Annotated in this window: 18 protein-coding genes; 10 read left to right on the forward strand and 8 right to left on the reverse strand. The window is 70.2% G+C overall.

From position 1 onward, the window contains the following. Positions 1 to 231 precede the first annotated feature (231 nt). Positions 232 to 1,182 (reverse strand): malate dehydrogenase, encoded by a 951-nt coding sequence (locus tag ACLQ25_RS01340; protein WP_425728335.1) that lies wholly within the window; start codon positions 1,180 to 1,182, stop codon positions 232 to 234. Between the two features lie 127 nt (positions 1,183 to 1,309). Continuing rightward, positions 1,310 to 2,170 carry a bifunctional methylenetetrahydrofolate dehydrogenase/methenyltetrahydrofolate cyclohydrolase gene (locus ACLQ25_RS01345; RefSeq protein ID WP_425728337.1) on the reverse strand — a complete coding sequence of 287 codons (861 nt, stop codon included), beginning with the start codon at positions 2,168 to 2,170 and terminating at the stop codon, positions 1,310 to 1,312. A 448-nt stretch (positions 2,171 to 2,618) separates the two neighbouring features. On the opposite strand from ACLQ25_RS01345, the gene ACLQ25_RS01350 reads away from it, so the two are divergent. From ACLQ25_RS01350 to ACLQ25_RS01370, 5 genes are all read left to right on the forward strand, one after another. After that, positions 2,619 to 4,220, forward strand: a complete 1,602-nt coding sequence (locus ACLQ25_RS01350) for a peptide ABC transporter substrate-binding protein (protein ID WP_425728339.1) — start codon at positions 2,619 to 2,621, stop codon at positions 4,218 to 4,220. Positions 4,221 to 4,417: 197 nt separating this feature from the next. Further along, entirely contained in the window at positions 4,418 to 5,356 is a 939-nt protein-coding gene (locus ACLQ25_RS01355; RefSeq protein WP_425728341.1) for an ABC transporter permease, read from the forward strand. 18 nt (positions 5,357 to 5,374) lie between these two features. Next, positions 5,375 to 6,331, forward strand: coding sequence for an ABC transporter permease (locus ACLQ25_RS01360; RefSeq protein WP_355050655.1), 957 nt, complete (start codon positions 5,375 to 5,377; stop codon positions 6,329 to 6,331). A 7-nt stretch (positions 6,332 to 6,338) separates the two neighbouring features. Further along, positions 6,339 to 7,367 carry an ABC transporter ATP-binding protein gene (locus ACLQ25_RS01365; RefSeq protein ID WP_425728344.1) on the forward strand — a complete coding sequence of 343 codons (1,029 nt, stop codon included), beginning with the start codon at positions 6,339 to 6,341 and terminating at the stop codon, positions 7,365 to 7,367. Beyond that, positions 7,351 to 8,385: an ABC transporter ATP-binding protein gene (locus tag ACLQ25_RS01370; RefSeq protein ID WP_425728346.1), complete on the forward strand. Its 1,035-nt coding sequence runs from the start codon at positions 7,351 to 7,353 to the stop codon at positions 8,383 to 8,385. Before ACLQ25_RS01365 ends, ACLQ25_RS01370 begins: the two co-directional genes overlap by 17 nt. 118 nt (positions 8,386 to 8,503) lie before the next feature. Here the strand turns inward: ACLQ25_RS01370 and purH are convergent, their stop codons facing one another. Next, complete coding sequence (purH, locus tag ACLQ25_RS01375; RefSeq protein ID WP_425728348.1) at positions 8,504 to 10,075, reverse strand: bifunctional phosphoribosylaminoimidazolecarboxamide formyltransferase/IMP cyclohydrolase; 1,572 nt, start codon at positions 10,073 to 10,075, stop codon at positions 8,504 to 8,506. Beyond that, a complete protein-coding gene (gene purN, locus ACLQ25_RS01380) occupies positions 10,072 to 10,692 on the reverse strand; it encodes a phosphoribosylglycinamide formyltransferase (RefSeq protein WP_425728350.1) in 621 nt (206 codons plus the stop codon). The genes purH and purN overlap by 4 nt, the downstream gene beginning before the upstream one ends. A 182-nt stretch (positions 10,693 to 10,874) precedes the next feature. On the opposite strand from purN, the gene ACLQ25_RS01385 reads away from it, so the two are divergent. Together ACLQ25_RS01385 and ACLQ25_RS01390 are read left to right on the forward strand one after the other, a co-directional pair. Then, positions 10,875 to 11,171 carry a CD225/dispanin family protein gene (locus tag ACLQ25_RS01385; protein ID WP_363661426.1) on the forward strand — a complete coding sequence of 99 codons (297 nt, stop codon included), beginning with the start codon at positions 10,875 to 10,877 and terminating at the stop codon, positions 11,169 to 11,171. A gap of 26 nt (positions 11,172 to 11,197) precedes the next feature. After that, positions 11,198 to 11,758 carry a DUF4190 domain-containing protein gene (locus ACLQ25_RS01390; RefSeq protein WP_425728352.1) on the forward strand — a complete coding sequence of 187 codons (561 nt, stop codon included), beginning with the start codon at positions 11,198 to 11,200 and terminating at the stop codon, positions 11,756 to 11,758. Between the two features lie 156 nt (positions 11,759 to 11,914). On the opposite strand, the gene ACLQ25_RS01395 is transcribed toward ACLQ25_RS01390, so the two are convergent. Continuing rightward, complete coding sequence (locus ACLQ25_RS01395; RefSeq protein ID WP_425728354.1) at positions 11,915 to 13,210, reverse strand: DUF6350 family protein; 1,296 nt, start codon at positions 13,208 to 13,210, stop codon at positions 11,915 to 11,917. Between the two features lie 201 nt (positions 13,211 to 13,411). Here ACLQ25_RS01395 and ACLQ25_RS01400 point away from each other — a divergent pair, with 201 nt between their 5' ends. Then, a complete protein-coding gene (locus ACLQ25_RS01400) occupies positions 13,412 to 13,672 on the forward strand; it encodes a DUF4190 domain-containing protein (RefSeq protein WP_357174470.1) in 261 nt (86 codons plus the stop codon). A gap of 63 nt (positions 13,673 to 13,735) precedes the next feature. Here the strand turns inward: ACLQ25_RS01400 and sucD are convergent, their stop codons facing one another. The 3 genes from sucD to ACLQ25_RS01415 form a co-directional block, all read right to left on the reverse strand. Next, complete coding sequence (sucD, locus tag ACLQ25_RS01405) at positions 13,736 to 14,623, reverse strand: succinate--CoA ligase subunit alpha (RefSeq protein ID WP_121654418.1); 888 nt, start codon at positions 14,621 to 14,623, stop codon at positions 13,736 to 13,738. A gap of 2 nt (positions 14,624 to 14,625) precedes the next feature. Then, positions 14,626 to 15,804, reverse strand: a complete 1,179-nt coding sequence (sucC, locus tag ACLQ25_RS01410) for an ADP-forming succinate--CoA ligase subunit beta (protein ID WP_425728357.1) — start codon at positions 15,802 to 15,804, stop codon at positions 14,626 to 14,628. A gap of 417 nt (positions 15,805 to 16,221) precedes the next feature. Next, positions 16,222 to 16,626: a cobalamin B12-binding domain-containing protein gene (locus ACLQ25_RS01415; protein WP_425728359.1), complete on the reverse strand. Its 405-nt coding sequence runs from the start codon at positions 16,624 to 16,626 to the stop codon at positions 16,222 to 16,224. Positions 16,627 to 17,054: 428 nt separating this feature from the next. Here ACLQ25_RS01415 and ACLQ25_RS01420 point away from each other — a divergent pair, with 428 nt between their 5' ends. Together ACLQ25_RS01420 and ACLQ25_RS01425 are read left to right on the forward strand one after the other, a co-directional pair. Beyond that, positions 17,055 to 17,762, forward strand: coding sequence for a M23 family metallopeptidase (locus ACLQ25_RS01420; protein ID WP_425728361.1), 708 nt, complete (start codon positions 17,055 to 17,057; stop codon positions 17,760 to 17,762). A gap of 261 nt (positions 17,763 to 18,023) precedes the next feature. Further along, complete coding sequence (locus tag ACLQ25_RS01425) at positions 18,024 to 18,791, forward strand: M23 family metallopeptidase (RefSeq protein WP_425728363.1); 768 nt, start codon at positions 18,024 to 18,026, stop codon at positions 18,789 to 18,791. Positions 18,792 to 18,879 lie beyond the last annotated feature (88 nt).

An 18,879-nucleotide genomic window follows, 5' to 3' on the forward strand; every position in this document is an offset into this window, starting at 1 on the left:
TGACCGGGGACGGTAGGGCCGGACCGGGACGGCGAGGCCAGACCGGGGACGGTAGGGCCGGACCGGGACGGCGAGGCCAGACCGGGGACGGTAGGGCCGGACCGGGACGGCGAGGCCGGGGCGGGGTCGGGGGTGGTGCGGTGCGGGGGTTGGGGTGGGGTGGGGTGGGAGGGAGTACGACGAAGGGCGCGCCGGCTTGGCCGGCGCGCCCTTCGTCGCGTTGCTGGTGGATCACATGCTGGAGATGTCGCCCTGCTTCGCGCGGACGGCCTCGGCCGCCTCGAGGAGGCTCGCGCGCTCGTCGGCGTCCAGGTCGGTCTCGACGACCCGACGGACACCCTCGGCGCCGATCTCGGCCTCGACGCCCAGGTAGACGCCGGAGATGCCGTACTCGCCGTCGACCCAGGCGCAGACCGGCATGACGTCGCCGGAGTCCTCGGCCACGGCCTTCGCCATGCGGGCGGCGGCGGCGGACGGGGCGTAGTACGCCGAACCGGTCTTGAGCAGCGCGACGACCTCGGCGCCACCGTTGCGGGTCTTGACGACCAGTTCCTCGATCTGCTCGGCCGGCATGGCGTCGCGCAGCGGCTTGCCGTTGACGGTGCTCTTCGACGGCACCGGAACCATGGTGTCGCCGTGCGAGCCGAGGGTCAGGGTGCGCACGGACGCCACGGGCACGTTCAGCGCCTCGGCGACGAAGTTGCTGAACCGCGCGGTGTCGAGCATGCCGGCCTGGCCGAGGACCCGGTTCTTGGGGAACTGGGTGGCGAGCTGCGCCAAGGCGGTCATCTCGTCCAGCGGGTTGGAGACGACGATGACGACGGCGCTCGGGGCGTACTTGGCGACGTTCTCGGCGACCTGGCGGACGATCTTGGCGTTGGTCTCCAGGAGGTCCATCCGGCTCATGCCCGGCTTGCGGGGCAGACCGGCGGTGATGACGACGACGTCGGAGCCCTCGATGGCCTCGTAGCCCTCACCGTTCGGGCCGGTGGTCACGCCGACGACCTTGGTCTCGAAGCCCTCGATGGCCCGCGACTGGTTGAGGTCGAGCGCGAGGCCCGCGGGCTTGCCCTCCACGATGTCGGTGATCACTACGGTGTCGAAGACGTCGTACTCGGCCAGGCGCTGTGCGGTGGTGGAGCCGTAGAAACCAGCCCCGACGACAGTGACCTTCTTACCCATGGTCGTCCCACTCCCTGATACCAGTCGGTTTTCCGGACCGTATCAGCCATCCTGGCACCGATCGGGCCAGGGGCGGCGGCCTTCCCCGGGATGGGGCGAACGTCACCAGCGTCCCCCGGTGCGCGGGTCAGCCGCGTTCGGCGCGCTCCACCACGTTGGTCAGCAACATGGCGCGGGTCATTGGGCCGACACCGCCGGGCATCGGGACGACAGCGCCGGCCGTCTCGGCCACCTCCGGGTCGACATCGCCGGTGTAGCGGCCCTTGCCGTCCGGGCCGATCACCCGGGTGATGCCGACGTCCACGACCACCGCGCCGGGGTTGATCATGTCGACGGTCAGCAGTCCGGGTACGCCGGCCGCGACGATGACGATGTCGGCGGCGCGGGTGTGCGAGGCGAGGTCGAGGGTGCCGGTGTGGCAGAGGGTCACCGTTGCGTTCTCGCTACGGCGGGTGAGCAGCAGGCCGAGCGGGCGGCCGACGGTGTTGCCCCGGCCGACGACCGCCACGGTGGCGCCCCGCAGCGCCACGTCGTGGCGGCGGAGCAGCTCGACGATGCCGCGCGGCGTACAGGGCAGCGGACCGTCGTAGCCGAGGACCAGGCGACCCAGGTTGACCGGGTGCAGGCCGTCGGCGTCCTTGTCCGAGTCGATCAGCTCCAGCACCCGCTGGGTGTCCAGGTGGGCGGGCAGCGGCAGCTGGACGATGTAGCCGTGGCATGCCGGGTCGGCGTTCAGCTCGGCGATCACGTCGTCGACCTGCTGCTGGGTGGCGTCGGCCGGCAGCTCCCGGCGGATCGAGGCGATGCCCACCTCGGCGCAGTCGCGGTGCTTGCCGTTGACGTACGCCTGGCTTCCCGGATCGGCCCCGACCAGGACCGTGCCCAGCCCGGGGATGATGCCGCGCTCCGCGAGCGCCTTCACCCGCGTACGCAGCTCGTCCTTGATTTCCGCTGCGGTCGCCTTGCCGTCCAGAACCGTCGCCGTCACGACCAGATCGTCTCATGTCCGGCACCTGCCGTTCCCGGGACCTCGCTCCGGCCGACTGTCGAGGCCCCGATCACACACCCATCGGTAACGAAGAGTTACGTGCCCTTCATCACTATCAGTGACCATCTGTGGAACTGGTCACCACCGAAACCGGCGGCGGCGGCGCGCGTGGCTGACACCGGACGACTCGCCACGGAGCGCCGAATCCGGTTCACCAGAGCACGGAAGATCTCCGATATCACCGGCGAATTCCCAGTTCAGCGCCGCCTGTCCGGTCTGGGGTAGCACGCGTCAGGGCCGCACGCAAGCAGGTACGACCGGAACCGTTACCCGCCCGCGACCCAGCCGTTGTCGAGAGGCGGTAGGCCGACCTACCGTTACCGCCTGTTGCGCAGCGTAAACCCAGCGTCGGGCATGACTGCGCAGCGTGAGGAGATGAGGAGGCTCAATGCGAGTTCGTAGACTCGCTGCCTGGACCGCCCTCCCGCTCGCGGTGACGCTGGGCCTCGCGGCCTGCGGCAGCGGCGGAGACGGCGGATCCGGTGGCAACGGCAGTTCGGCCGTCAGCATCCAGATCGGCGAGCCGAAGCACCTGGTTCCCACCAACACCACGGAGACGTCCGGCTCTCAGGTCATCGCCGGCCTGTTCAGCCCGCTCGTCGACTACGACGCCCAGAACAAGCCGTACGAGGTGGCTGCCCAGTCGATCACCTCGTCCGACAACAAGGTCTGGACGATCAAGCTCAAGGACGGCTACACCTTCCACAACGGTGAGAAGGTCACGTCCCAGAACTACATCAACGCGTGGAACTACGGCGCGTACGCCCCGAACGGCCAGGACAGCAACTACTTCTTCGAGAAGATCGCTGGCTACGCCGACCTGCAGGGCAAGGCGCCGAAGGCCAAGGAGATGTCCGGTCTGAAGAAGGTCGACGACCTCACCTTCACCGTGACGCTCTCCGACCCGTACATCGACTTCCGCACGACGCTGGGCTACAACGCGTTCTTCCCGATGCCGGACGCCGCGTTCTCGGCTCCGGGCGTGCTCAAGGACTCCTACGAGCAGGCGCCGATCGGGCAGGGCCCCTTCAAGATGAAGGGCACCTGGCAGCACGACAGCAAGATCGACGTCGAGCGCTACGACGCGTTCCCGGGCGAGAAGCCCAAGGTCAAGGACATCGAGTTCCGGATCTACCAGCAGCTAACCGCAGCGTACGCGGACGTCCTGGCGGACAACCTGGACGTGCTGCCGACGATCCCGACCGAGAGCCTGAGCACCGCGCCGACCGACCTGGGCGACCGGTACCAGACCAGCCCGATGTCGTCGTTCCAGTTCCTGGCGTTCCCGACGTTCGACAAGGACTACAGCAACCCGGACGTGCGCAAGGCCATCTCGATGGCGATCGACCGTGACGAGATCACCAAGTCGGTCTTCAAGGGCTCGCAGACGTCGGCGCGCTCCTTCGTCTCGCCGGTGCTGCCCGGCTACCGGGAGAACACCGCGGGCAAGGCCGGCGAGTTCAACCCGACCGAGGCCAAGAAGCTCTACCAGGCCGCCGGCGGCCCGTCGAAGATCGTCATCTCGTACAACGGCGACGGCGGCCACAAGGACTGGGTCGACGCCACGGTCAACCAGCTCAAGGCCAACCTGGGTGTGGACGCGGTCGGCTCGGCCGAGCCGAAGTTCGCCGACCTGCTGACCAAGGTCGAGAAGAAGACGCCGGTGGGTGCCTTCCGGATGGGTTGGGTCATGGACTACCCGACCATGGAGGACTACCTCGGCCCGCTGTACAGCACGAACGGCTCGTCGAACTACTACGGCTACAGCAACAAGGACTTCGACAGGCTGGTCAAGGAGGGTTCCGCCGCCAAGACGCAGGACGAGGCGATCGCCAAGTACCAGCAGGCGGAGGACATCCTGGCCAAGGACATGCCGGTGATCCCGCTGCGCTTCGGCCAGAACGTGTTCGGCTACTCGTCCAAGGTCAAGAACGTGCAGATGGACCTGTTCCAGCGGGTCAACCTCGTCAAGATCGAAGCAGCCAGCTGAGCTGAGCATGCTGCGGGCCACCCGGGCGACGAAGCCCGGGTGGCCCGGTCTGCACCACCGGGGCCGGGCCGCAGCAGCGGACCCGGCGTCGGTGGCGTCGGCTCCCCCGGGCCGGACGGCCCATCCCGGATATTTCGGGTACGACCAGAGATGCCGTCCTGCGACCCTTTCGCACATTTCCGGAGAGACTGCTAAGCATGTTCCGCTACATCTTGCGGCGCCTACTGCAGATGGTCCTGGCGTTCTTCGGGACCACCCTGATCGTCTACGCGCTGACATTCGCCGGGCAGGGCGACCCGATCCAGGCGCTCGCCGGCGAACGGCCGGTGACGCCAGCGCAACGGGCCTACCTGACCGAGAAGTACCACCTCGACGCCACCGGCGTCGGCGGGTTCTTCTACCGCTACTTCGACTACGTGAAGAACCTGCTCCAGGGCAACCTGGGCGAGTCACTGACCGGTCGGAACATCGGTGACATCCTCCAGTCGGCCTGGCCGGTCACCGTGCGGCTCGCGCTCATCGCCCTCGCCGTGGCGATCATCTTCGGCGTCACCGCCGGGGTGCTCGCCGGCATCCGCCGGGCCAGCATCTTCGACAACTCGACGCTCGTGCTGACCCTCCTGGTGCTCGGCATCCCGACGATCGTGCTGGCGCCCCTGGCGCAGTACATCCTGGGCGTCAAGTGGCAGCTCTTCCCACCCACCGCCGGCTCCGACCCGACGTTCTACGCGCTGCTGCTGCCGGGCATCGTGCTCGGCTCCCTCTCGCTGGCCACCGCCCTGCGACTCACCCGGGCCTCGGTGGCGGAGAACCTGCGCGCGGACTACGTCCGGACCGCCCGGTCCAAGGGTCTGGTCAAGCGGCGCATCGTCGTCGTCCACGTGCTGCGCAACTCACTGATCCCGGTGGTCACCTTCCTCGGTGTGGAACTGGGCAACCTGATGAGCGGCGCGATCATCACCGAGGGCGTCTTCAACATCCCCGGCGTCGGCTTCAACCTCTTCCGCGGCATCCGCACCGAGGACGGCCCCCTGGTGGTGGGCATCGTCAGCGTGCTGGTCGTGGTCTACCTGGTCTCGAACCTGGTGGTGGACGTCCTGTACGCCGTACTCGACCCGAGGATCCGCTATGAGTGAGCGCAGCGAGGTGCCGGCATGAGTGACTTTGAAACTGTCGCGGCCAGCGAGAACCAGGCCGCGCGACGGGGCCCTTCGGGCGAACCGGGCGCACCCAACCAGGTAGGCGCTCCGCAGAAGCCCCGCAGCCTGGCCGGAGACGCCTGGCGGGACCTGCGCCGCAACCCGATCTTCTGGATCTCGTTGGCGCTGGTCACCATCTTCACCCTGATGGCACTGCTCCCCGGGGTCTTCACCGCGAACAACCCGAACGACTGCCTGCTCTCCCGACAGCACGCCGGGCCGTCCGGCGGGGCCATCTTCGGGTACGACTTCCAGGGCTGCGACACGTACTCCCGGGCGGTCTACGGCACCCGGGCCTCACTGCTGGTCGGTGCGCTCGCCACCCTCGGCACCGGGATCATCGCGCTCGTGGTCGGCATGCTCGCCGGTTACTTCGGCCGCTGGGTCGACGCCGTGCTCTCCCGGGTGATCGACGTGGTGCTCGGTATCCCGCTGCTGCTGGCCGCGATCGTGCTGCTCAAGCGGGTGTCCAGCGACAGCCAGTGGGCCCGGATCGGCGCTGTCGTCTTCGTGCTGGCGCTCCTCGGATGGACCACCGCCGCCCGCGTGGTCCGTTCCTCGGTGATCACCGCCAAGGAACAGGACTACGTCGCGGCGGCCCGGATGCTCGGCGCCGGCAACAGCCGGATCATGTGGCGGCACATCCTGCCGAACTCGCTGGCCCCGGCCATCGTGGTGCTGACCATCGCGCTCGGCTCGTTCATCGCCGCCGAGGCGACGCTGTCCTTCCTCGGCATCGGCCTCAAGGCGCCGACCATCTCGTGGGGCCAGGACATCGACACCGGCCGGATCCACATGCGCGAGGCGGCCACCCCGCTTCTCGTTCCGTCGGCCTTCCTCGCGCTCACCGTCCTGGCGTTCATCATGCTCGGCGACGCGATCCGTGACGCCTTCGACCCGAAGCTGCGGTGATTCACTCATGACCGTCGAACCCACGCCCGCCTCCGCCACACCTGAGGGCGGCCACCTGCTGGAGTTGCGGGACCTGCACGTTGAGTTCCGCACCAACGAGGGTGTGGCCCGGGTGATCAATGGGGTGTCGTACCACCTGGACGCCGGCGAGACGCTCGCCGTGCTCGGCGAGTCCGGCTCCGGCAAGTCGGTCACCGCGCAGGCGATCATGGGCATCCTGGACACACCGCCCGCGTTCGTCCGCTCCGGCCAGATCCTCTACCAGGGTCAGGACCTGCTCACCCGCTCCGAGGAGCAGCGTCGGCAGGTACGCGGCAAGGAGATCGCGATGATCTTCCAGGACGCGCTGTCCGCCCTGAACCCGGTGTTCCCGGTCGGTTGGCAGATCGGTGAGACACTGCGCCAGCGCGCCGGGATGTCCCGAGGTGACGCCCGCCGTCGCGCGGTCGAGCTGATGGACCTGGTCAAGATCCCCGGCGCCGCCAAGCGGATCGGTGATTACCCGCACCAGTTCTCCGGCGGCATGCGGCAGCGCGTCATGATCGCGATGGCGTTGGCGCTGGACCCGAAGGTGCTCATCGCCGACGAGCCCACCACCGCGCTCGACGTCACCGTGCAGGCCCAGATCATGGACCTGCTCGCCGACCTGCGCCGGGACCTCAACATGGCGATGATCCTGATCACCCACGACCTGGGCGTGGTCGCCGGCGTCGCGGACCGGATCGCGGTCATGTACGCGGGCCGGATCGTCGAGCACGCCGACGTTCGCTCGCTCTACCGGGCGCCGGCCCACCCGTACACCAAGGGGTTGTTGGAATCGATCCCCCGCCTGGACGTCCGCGGCCAGGAACTGTCGACGATCAAGGGGTTGCCCCCGAACCTCATGCGCATCCCCTCCGGATGCCCCTTCCACCCCCGGTGCCCGTACGCGCAGCAGGTCTGCGTGGACGTGGTGCCGCACGACCTGGTCCTCGGCGACGGCCGGACCAGCGCTTGCCACTTCGCGCAGGAGGTCCGTGATGACAGCGCCCGCTAGCTCCGCCAAGGTCCGGGGCGAGACGATCCTCTCCGTCGACAACCTGGTGAAGCACTTCCCGATCAGTCAGGGTGTGCTGTTCCAGCGGCAGATCGGCGCGGTCAAGGCCGTCGACGGCCTGAGCTTCGAGCTGCGCCGGGGCGAGACGCTGGGCGTGGTCGGCGAGTCCGGGTGCGGCAAGTCCACTCTCGCCCGACTGCTCATGCGGCTGGAGACGCCCACCTCCGGAAGCGCCACCCTCGAGGGTAGGGACCTGTTCAAGGCGTCCGGGTCCGAACTGCGCCGGCTGCGCCGGAACATGCAGATGGTCATGCAGGACCCGTACACGTCGTTGAACCCGCGGATGACGGTCGGCGACATCATCGGCGAGCCGTTCGAGATCCACCCGGACGCCGCGCCCAAGGGCAGCAAGGCCAAGCGGGTCCAGGAGCTACTGGACGTCGTCGGGCTGAACCCCGAGCACATCAACCGGTACCCGCACCAGTTCTCCGGCGGTCAGCGGCAGCGCATCGGCATCGCCCGGGCGCTCGCGCTGCGGCCCGAGGTGATCGTCTGCGACGAGCCTGTCTCGGCGCTGGACGTCTCCATCCAGGCCCAGGTGATCAATTTGCTGGAGCAGCTCCAGGACGAGTTCGGGCTCTCGTACATCTTCATCGCCCACGACCTGTCCGTGGTGCGGCACATCGCCGACCGGGTCGCGGTCATGTACCTCGGGCGGATCGTCGAGATCGGCACCGAGGACGAGATCTACGAGCGCGCCACCCACCCGTACACCCAGGCCCTGCTCTCGGCCGTGCCGGTGCCGGACCCGGAGGTACGCGACCAGCGCAACATGATCCGGCTGGTCGGTGACGTGCCGAGCCCGGCCGACCCGCCGAGCGGCTGCCATTTCCGGACCCGCTGCTGGAAGGCCCAGGAGATCTGCGCCATTGAGGACCCGCAAACGGTCCCGAGAGCGGCAGACCCCCACCCTTCCGCCTGCCACTTCGCCGAACTCCGCTCCCCCACCACAGCCTGACCCGCCGGCCCTCCCGCCCACCCCGTTGATCATGAAGTTATTGCCCTGCACATCGGCGTGTCAGGGCAATAACTTCATGATCAACGAGGTTCCGCGCGTGGGCCCGGGGGGTCAGGGGTCAGTGGAAGAAGTGGCGGGTTTTGGTTAGGTACATCGTTACGTTGGCTTTCTTTGCCGCTTCGATTACCTCTTCGTCGCGGATGGAGCCGCCGGGCTGCACGATGGCGCGGACGCCGGCGTCGATGAGGATCTGCGGGCCGTCGGCGAACGGGAAGAACGCGTCGGAGGCGGCCACCGAGCCACGGGCCCGGTCGGCGCCGGCGCGGCTGACCGCGAGCTGCGCCGAGTCGACGCGGTTGACCTGACCCATGCCCACCCCGACGGTCGCGCCGTCCTTGGCGAGCAGGATCGCGTTGCTCTTCACGGCGCGCACCGCCCGCCAGGCGAACGCCAGGTCGCGCAGCAGCTCCTCGTCGGCGGCCTCGCCGGTCGCCAACTGCCAGCTCGCGGGGTCGTCGCCGGGGGCGTCCACCCGGTCGGCGACCTGGGTCAGCACCCCACCGGTCACCGGCCGCCACTCCATCTTCGCCGGAGTCCACGCGGGCGCGCGCAGCAGCCGGACGTTCTTCTTGCCCTGCAACACCTCGATCGCGCCCTCGTCGAAGCCGGGGGCGACCACCACCTCGGTGAAGATGTCCGCGACCTGCCGGGCCATCTCGACCGAGACCGGCCGGTTGACCGCGATCACACCGCCGTACGCCGACACCGGGTCGCAGGCGTGCGCCCGGCGGTGCGCCTCGGCCACGTCCACGCCCACCGCGATGCCGCACGGGTTGGCGTGCTTGATGATCGCCACGGCCGGCTGGTCGGCGAAGTCGTTAGCGGCCCGCCAGGCGGCGTCCGCGTCGACGTAGTTGTTGTACGACATCTCCTTGCCGTGCAACTGCTCGGCCTGGGCCAGCCCCGCCGGGGCGTCCGGGTCGGTGTAGAGCGCGGCCGGCTGGTGCGGGTTCTCGCCGTACCGCAGCACCGTCGACTTGCGCAGCGCGGAACCGGCGAACGCCGGCCAGGTGTCGTCGGCGGGGGCCAGCTCACGGGCGCACCACTGGGCGACCGCCACGTCGTACTCGGCGATGTCGGCGAACGCGCGGGCCGCGAGCGCGCGGCGCTGGGCCAGCGTGAAGCCGCCCTCGTCGAGCGCGCCGAGCAGCGCCGGGTAGCCGGCCGGGTCGGTGAGCACGGCGACCGAGGCGTGGTTCTTGGCGGCGGCGCGCACCATGGCCGGGCCGCCGATGTCGATCTGCTCCACGCACTCCTCGACGCCGGCCCCGGAGGCGACGGTCGCCTGGAACGGATAGAGGTTGGAGACCAGCAGGTCGAACGCGGCCACCCCCAGCTCGTCGAGCTGCGCCACGTGGGTGTCCTTGCGCAGGTCGGCGAGCAGGCCCGCGTGCACCTTCGGGTGCAGGGTCTTCACCCGGCCGTCGAGCACCTCGGGAAAGCCGGTCACCGTCTCCACCGGCGTCACCGGCACGCCGGCGGCGGCGATGGTGCCCGCCGTGCTGCCGGTGGACACGATCTCGACGCCGGCCGCGTGCAGGGCCTGGGCCAGCTCGACCAGACCGGTCTTGTCGTAGACGCTGACCAGCGCCCGCCGAATCGGGCGACGCCCGTCCTGAGTGGGACTCACGGAACCGTGACCTTCCTTCCGGTGATGGTCCAGCCTTCGCGGACCAGCCGACCAACCTGCTCGACGAGCTGGCGGCGCTCGGCTTCCTTGATGCGTTCGGTGAGGGTGTCCACGTCGTCGTCGTCGAGCACCGGCACCGCGACCTGCGCCACGATCGGCCCGGTGTCCATGCCGGCGTCGACGAAGAACAGCGTGGCCCCGGTCAGCTTCACGCCGTAGGCGAGAGCGTCGCGCGGGCCGTGGATGCCGGGAAACGCCGGCAGCAGGGTGTTGTGGGTGTTCAGGTAGCGGTCGCCGAAGGCGGCGAGGAAGTGCGGGCCGACCAGCTTGAGGAACCCGGCGGAGATGACCAGGTCCGGTTGGTGCTTGGCGACGTGCGCGGTGAGCGCCCGGTCCCAGTCTTCGCGGCTGTCGTGATCCGGGACCCGCTCGACGAACGTCGGCACCCCGGCGGCCTCGGCCCGGTCCAGGCCCGCGATGCCGTCGCGGTCCGCGCCGACCGCCACCACCTGGGCGCCGTACGCGGGGTCGACTGCGGCGTCCAGCAGGGCCTGGAGGTTGCTCCCGGAGCCGGAGATGAGGACGACGATGCGGGCGACGGACGCGGGCTCGGTCACCGCAACACCCTATCGGGCAGGTCACGAACGCCCTTCGACCGGGCGGCGCGCCGAATCTGTGACAGTGCGGACGAGCATCGAACCGGTACGCTGCCGGTCGCTCGGGCTGGACACCGCGCCGGCCCGCACCCCTGTCAGTGAACCGGCACGGCGAGCGTGCCGATCGAATGAGGAGCACCCCCATGCATCCCGGCGCCCACCCCCAGCAGCAGCCGCCGATCAACAACAACATGACGATGTCGATCGTCGCCATCTTCCTGTTCTGGCCCCTGGCCATCCCCGCGATCATCAACGCGTCGAAGGTCAACCCGCTGCTGCAGCAGGGTGACTACGCCGGTGCCCAGGCCGCCGCCGCGGAGTCGCGGAAGTGGTCGAAGTGGGCCCTCATCGTGGGCATCGCGTGGCTTGTCATCGTGTTGCTGTGCTGTGCGTTGGGTGGTCTGGGCGCGATCATGAGTGGGAACAGCAGCACCAACTGACGGAACCAACCAAGGAGTTCTCTCGAATGCAGCCCGGTAATCCCGGTCAGGACCCGTACGGCCAGCAGCCGAACGACCCGACCGCACCCCAGCCGCCGCACGACCCGTACGCCCCGCCGCCGGCCGCCCCGTACGGCCAGCAGCCCACCTCGGGCCAGCCGTACGGCCAGCCCGCTCCGGGGCAGCCCTACGGCCAGCAGCCGCAGGACCCGTACGGCGCGCCGCAGGCCCCGTACGGGCAGCCGCCGCAGGACCCGTACGGCCAGCAGCAGCCCTACGGCGCCCCGACCTACCCGAACGCCGGGTACCCGCAGGCCCAGGGGCAGAACAACACCCTCGGTCTGGTGTCGCTGATCCTCGGCATCGCGTCGATCCCGCTGGTCTGCTGCGTCTACCTGGGTATCCCGGTGGGCATCGCGGGCATCGTGACCGGTTACCTCGCCAAGCAGAAGGTCGCCCAGGGCCAGGCCAGCAACGCCGGTCAGGCCAAGGCCGGTCTGATCTGCGGCGCGGTCGGCGTCGGCATCGGCATCCTGCTGTTCATCGTGGGCATCATCGGGAACGTGAACCTGCCGACCGAGCCCTGATCGGCAACCCTCTCGTCGGGGCGCTCCGGATTTGTCCGGGGCGCCCCGCGGCGTTCCCGCCCTCGATCCCCCCACGCGTTGATCATGAAGTTATCGTCCCTCGCCTCGGCGTGTCGTGACAACAACTTCATGATCAACGAAGGAAGGCAGGGGTGGTCAGGGGGTGGGGCGGGGGGTTCGGGCCAGTACGCGGGTGGCGGCGGCGCCGAGGAGCGCGCCTACCGCGACGACGCCGGCCGCCACGGCACCGACCTGCCAGGCCACCGGCCCGAGCTGCGCCAGCCGCCCCGATCCGAGTGGTCCAGCCGAGGCCGCGGCGGCGACGCCGAGCAGCACGCCGGCCACCGGGCCGGCCAACGCCGCCGGCGCCAGCAACTCCGCCCACCGTCGCGGGGTGCGCTCCGGCCCGGCGACGCGGGCCAGCCGGCGGGCGAGCAGCCAGCCGGCGACCATCCCGGCCAGCAGCGGCACCGCGAGCAGCAGGGCGCCGAGACCGTCCACCGGGCCGCGCGGCAGGCCGGCGAGCAGGGGTACGGCCGGCAGCGCGCCGACGGACACCTCGCTGGTGCGCACGGCCGTGTCGACGCCGACCGCGAAGCCGGGCCCGAGCAGATAGCTCGTCGACCAGACCGCCGCGTTCGGCGCGTACGCCATGCTGACCAACGTGATCCCGGCCTGCCCGGCCACTCCGGTCCGGTACGCGCCGATCATGTCCGCCGCGTCGCCGCCACCGGTGGCCACGGCCAGGCCGGCCGCGCCGGCCCCCGCCCCGAGGAGCAGGAGCGCGGCCACCAGGCCGGTGCGGACACCGTCGCGCAGCGGGCCGGGTATCCGGGTGACGAGCAGCCGGGTCACGGCGGTGATCCGGATCGCGCCGACAAGCGCGCCGAGCGTGCCGACCACCGCGAACGTGACCGCCGCCCGCACCGGGGACACCTGCGGCCCGTGCGCGCCGATGAGCAGCGCGGCGAGGGCGCCGAGCAGCGCGTACGCCAGGCCGACCGTTCCGGCCGCGATCAGCGCCCGGCGCGGTGAGCGGCTGTCGCGGGCGCCGATCGCGCGGCTCACGTGCACGCCGGCCCGGCTGAGTCGCCACAGCGCGAGCACGGTCAGCGCCAGCGGGGCGAGCCTGAAGGGGCCTGCCTCGGTGTGCAGCGGCACGCCGTGCCCGGCCAGCCAACCGGCCAGCGCGGTGCGCAGGGTGCCGCCCAGCGTGGTGGAGTCCGCGCCGAGCTGGACCAGGCCGAGCACGATGGCCACCGGCAGGTACGAGGTGACGGCGGCCCCGCCGGCGGCCACCCCGGCGGCGACGGGCAGCGGCGCCCGACCGCGCGGCGACCCACCGGCGCGGGGCGCGGGCACCCGTCGGCGCGGCGCGGCGCGGTCGACCGGCCGGTCGTCGGCGCGTACACCGCCGGCACGGCTGGGACGGTCAGGGGTGACGGGGGACATCCGCTCTACTCTGGCACGTCGCGCGGGCTGTGGCAGTCCGATAACCCGCCCCGGAAGGCGGCGAGTTGGGCGAACCGGGGTCCGGGCGTCCCGGACGGGTCTAGCCTCGGCCCTGAGGGGGGTGGCCGTCGCCGCCATCGGGTCCCACCCGCCGGTCGCGACCCGGGTCGGTCGGCCGCCCACGACCCACCGGAGGTAGTCGTGACGACCGCATACCCGCCGCCACCGCCGGCCAGGGGCCGGGACCGCACCACGCTCTGGGGCGTGCTGGGCATCGTCCTCGGCCTGATCTGTTGCGGCATCCTCGGCATCATCTTCGGTTACCTGTCACTGCGCGACGCGCGGCGTAACGGCCAGTCACCGGTGCTCGGCTACCTCGCCATCGCGTTCGGCGTGATCAACATCATCGGCGGGTCGATCCTGCGTCTCACCGGCAACTACCCGTTCTGGAACAACGACTGAGCCGGCGGTACGACGAAGGGGCCGACCGGTTCCGGTCGACCCCTTCGCTGTTGCCCTGCCGGCTCAGTTGCCGGACATGATCTCCCGCATCAGCTTCGCGGTCTCGGTCGGCGTCTTGCCGACCTTCACCCCGACGGCCTCGAGCGCCGCCTGCTTCGCCTCGGCGGTGCCGGCCGAGCCGGAGATGATCGCACCGGCGTGGCCCATGGTCTTGCCGGGGGGCGCGGTGAATCCGGCGATGTAGCCCACCACCGGCTTGGTGACGTTGGCCTTGATGAACTCGGCGGCCCGCTCCTCGGCGTCGCCGCCGATCTCACCGATCATCACGATGGCGTCGGTCTCCGGGTCGGCCTCGAACGCCTTGAGGGCGTCGATGTGCGTGGTGCCGATGATCGGGTCGCCACCGATGCCGACGCAGGTGGAGAAGCCGATGTCGCGCAGCTCGTACATCATCTGGTAGGTCAGCGTGCCGCTCTTGCTGACCAGGCCGATCCGGCCGGAGCCGGTGATGTCGGCCGGGATGATGCCGGCGTTGGACGCGCCCGGGGAGGCGATGCCCGGGCAGTTCGGCCCGATGATGCGGGTGCGCTCGCCCTGCGCGAGGTTGTACGCCCAGAACGCGGCGGTGTCGTGCACCGGCACGCCCTCGGTGATCACCACGGCCAGCGGGATCGCGGCGTCGATCGCCTCGACCACGGCGGCCTTGGTGAACTGCGGCGGCACGAAGATGACGGTGACGTCGGCACCGGTCTCGGCCATGGCGTCCGCCACGGACGCGAAGACCGGCAGCTCGGTGCCGTCGAAGTCGACCTTCTGGCCCGCCTTGCGCGGGTTGACGCCGCCCACCACGTTGGTGCCGGCGGCGAGCATCCGCCGGGTGTGCTTGGAGCCCTCGGAGCCGGTCATCCCCTGGACGATGACCTTCGAGTCCTTGGTCAGCCAGATAGCCATGATCAGACCCCCGCAGCTGCCAGCTCAGCGGCCCGCTCGGCCGCACCGTCCATGGTGTCCACCCGCTGCACGAGTGGGTTGTTCGCGCCGTCCAGGATCGCCCGGCCAGCCTCGGCGTTGTTGCCGTCGAGACGCACGACGAGCGGCTTGGTGACCTGCTCGCCACGCTGCTCGAGCAGGGCCAGCGCCTGGATGATGCCGTTGGCGACCTCGTCGCAGGCGGTGATGCCGCCGAAGACGTTGACGAAGACGCTCTTCACGGCCGGGTCGGAGAGCACGATCTCCAGCCCGTTCGCCATCACCGCGGCGCTCGCGCCGCCGCCGATGTCGAGGAAGTTGGCCGGCTTGACGTTGCCGTGCCGCTCACCCGCGTACGCGACCACGTCGAGGGTCGACATGACCAGACCCGCGCCGTTGCCGATGATGCCGACCTCGCCGTCGAGCTTGACGTAGTTGAGGTCCTTGGCCTTGGCGGCCTGCTCCAGCGGGTCCACGCTGGCCTGGTCGACCAGGGCCTCGTGGTCCGGGTGCCGGAACGCGGCGTTCTCGTCCAGAGTGATCTTGGCGTCGAGCAGCAGCAGCCGCCCGTCGCCGTTCTTGGCGAGAGGGTTCACCTCGACCAGGGTGGCGTCCTCGGCGACGAACGCCTGCCACAGGCCGACGGCCACCTCGACGACCTGGTCGGCGACCTCGGCCGGGAAACCGGCCGCGGTGACGATCTCCCGCGCCTTGGCCTCGTCGACGCCGGTGTTGGCGTCGATCGGCGCCTTCACCACGCGGTCCGGGGTCTCGGCGGCGACCTGCTCGATGTCCATACCGCCGGCCACGCTGGCGATGCAGAGGAAGGTGCGGTTCGCCCGGTCGAGCAGGTACGAGAAGTAGTACTCCTCGGCCACGTCCGCCGTCACGGTGATCATGACCTTGTGGACGGTGTGACCCTTGATGTCCATGCCCAGGATGTCGGTGGCGCGGGCCACCGTCTCCTCGGCGCCCTCGGCCAGCTTGACGCCACCGGCCTTACCTCGGCCGCCGACCTTCACCTGCGCCTTGACGACCACGCGACCGCCGAGGCGGTCGGCGATCGCACGGGCCTCTTCCGGGGTAGTGGCGACGCCGCCGGCCAGCACGGGCAAGCCGTGCCGCTCGAACAGGTCCCGCCCCTGGTACTCGTACAGGTCCACGATTGCGCGTCCCGTCCCGTCTCCGCGGCGCGCCGTCGCGCCGCCACCAGCGTTCAGAAAACAGTTTGACGCCTGTCATCAGTTGAAACAGGCCATTGGCGGCAGCCTAGCGAGGTGGGCACGGCCGGCAACCGAGCGGGTGCGCGGTGTGCGGTAATGCACAGAGGCGGTCGGGACACGATCGGTTCCGACCAGGCCAGGGTGGGTGTCAGCCGTCCGGGCGATGTTGGCGGGGGTGCGTAACCCGGCCGTGGGGTCGTCGTTGAGTCAGGTGTCGGAGCGCTGCACAGCGCGATGACGGGAGACGGCCGATGCCCTGTCGGTCGAGGGGTGGCGGCGGGGCATCGTGCATAGAGGGGCCGGACGTGTGAGGGGTGCGTCCGGCCCCTCCCCCGTGCGCGGATACAGCGCCTCCGCTCAGGAGACCGGCTGCGCCACGTTCTCGCGGACCCACTCGACGATCGCCTGGGTGGTGGCGCCCGGCGTGAAGATCTTCGCGACGCCCAGCTTCTCCAACTCCGGGATGTCGCCGTTCGGGATGATGCCGCCACCGAAGACGACGATGTCCCGCGCGTCGCGCTCGGTGAGCAACTCCAGCACCCGACGGAACAGCGTCATGTGCGCGCCGGAGAGCACGGAGAGTCCGACCGCGTCGGCGTCCTCCTGGATGGCCGTCTCCACGATCTGCTCGGGCGTCTGGTGCAGGCCGGTGTAGACGACCTCCATCCCGGCGTCCCGCAGGGCCCGGGCGACGACCTTCGCACCGCGGTCGTGGCCGTCCAGACCTGGCTTGGCGACGACGACCCGAATTCGAGAGCTCATCAGCGCACACCTTTCACCGGCTCCACGGCCTTCACCTGAACGAACGGTAACCCGCCCGGCCGGGGCCGGGAAATCCGGGCCGGAAACACGTCCGTCATCCCGGCGACCTCGGACACGGCCGGAGGCAAGCGTCCTCGCCCGGCCGTGGCGTCAAGCCGGACTACTCCGCCGGATCGGTCACGCTCGGCGACGAACGGGTGGTTACGGGGGCACCGTTCGACGGCACGATGCGTGACAATCACGGACGCAAACGGACAAGTCGACACGCCAATTCGGCGGTCTGGCTTGTGACTCGCCTGGTGGTTGGCTAACGTGTCCACGGTTGTCATCAGGTCCATGGACGGGTGACGACGCGGTCGGCAGACGTTCACCTGAGCTTCACGGACGTCCAACCGGTCGCCTCGGAACCCCGACAACGGAGGGTGTGCGTGCGCCAGCGCCTGTCGTCTGAGCCCGATCGATATCGCGGTCGCCGCCGCGTACCCACCCCCCCGCGTAGCCGTTACGCGGCGGTCGTCACCACCGCGTTCGTCGGTGCGGGCATCGTCGCGCTGGGCGCGTCGGCCATGCCGGACGCCAAGGACGTCAGCCCGTCGGTGCTCGACGAGCTCAAGCAGGCGTCGGTCACCAGTCAGGACGCCGCAGCCCGCGCGGACAACGCCGACCGGGCCTCCCGGGACAGCCGCGGCAAGGAAGCGGCCGAGCCCGACGTCTGGATGCTGCCGCTGCAGGGCTACGACTTCAACTCGCCGTACGGGATGCGGTGGGGCAAGCTGCACACCGGTGTCGACCTGGTCGTCCCCGAGGGCACGCCCTACGTGGCCGTCCACGACGGGCTGGTCACCAAGGCCGGCTGGTTCGGCGGCTACGGCTACGCCGTGATCGTGCAGCACGCCGACGGCAGCGAGGCCATCTACGGCCACTCCTCCGCGCTCAGCGTCAAGGAGGGCCAGCAGGTCAAGGCGGGCGACCAGCTCGGCCTGGTGGGCCAGACCGGTCACGCCTACGGCACCCACCTGCACCTCGAACTCCATGTCAAGGGCGAACCGATCGACCCCGTTCCGTACCTGCAGGAGCGCGGAGTGGACATCAAGCTGCAAGTCGAGGCAATCTACAGCGATGCAGCCGCGTCCTGACGCTGCGTACTGACCGTTGACCGCCCGGATCTGCCGATCCGGGCGGTTCTGCGTGTGCTGATGTTTCCTGGGTCACAGCGGCGATTGTGTCCCAGCACACGCCGCACATAATCATTTTTCCGGACGTAGGGCTAAAGAGCACCTCATAACGGGCCGGCTCGCCGGCCATCCGCGCGCCGGGCGGCCGGACCACGCGGTCATCCCACTCGGCCCGGCACCAGTATTTCGAGGTCAAGTGCCCCTCGACTGTGAAGGTCCGCCGTGCCGGAAGACAGCCCCGTCCAGAACGAGAACACCCCCGACACCACCGGTGCGCAGCCTCGGCGTGCCCGCCGGCGGAACCGCCTCATCGTGCTCGGCGCGGCCGGCCTGGTCGCCCTCGGCCTGGGCGGGGTCGCCGTCGCCACCACCAGACCCGACCGGCCCGCGCCCACCGCCGTCTCCCTCGACGCGCAGTCCCGGGCCGAGGCCGCCAGCCGGGCCGACCGTTCGGCCCGTGAGTCGAGCGCGCCCGCCTCCCCGTCGGCCAGCCCGACCGCGAGCCCCTCGGCCGTCGCCGCCAGCCCGTCGCCCACGAAGACGGCCCTCGCGAAGCCGAAGCCGAAGCCGAAGAAGACCACCAAGCCGACGGCCGCCTGGGTCAATCCGATGCCCGGGGCCGAGGTCACCTCCTGCTTCGGCCAGCGCTGGGGCACCCTGCACGCCGGGATCGACCTGGCGCTGCCCTCGGGCACCCCCATCCGTGCCGCGGCGGCCGGAACCGTCACCCAGGCCGGTGACGCCGCCGACGGGTACGGCAACTCGGTCTTCATCGACCACGGCAACGGCTATCTGACCCACTACGCCCACCAGAGCCGCATCGCGGTCACCGTCGGCCAGAAGGTCAAAGCGGGCCAGGTGATCGGCTACGAGGGCGCCACGGGCGATGCCACCGGCCCGCACCTGCACTTCGAGGTGCACCAGGGCATGTGGAACCAGATCGACCCCGCCCCGTTCATGCGCGCGCGAGGCGTGGACCTGGGCTGCTGACGCCCCGCACCTGCGCCGATCTTGCACTTTCTGCGGCGACATAAAGGGCACAAGCCCTCATGTCGCCAATCGGAAGTGCAAGATCGGC

Source organism: Micromonospora sp. DT44 (assembly GCF_049841635.1).
Lineage (GTDB): Bacteria > Actinomycetota > Actinomycetes > Mycobacteriales > Micromonosporaceae > Micromonospora.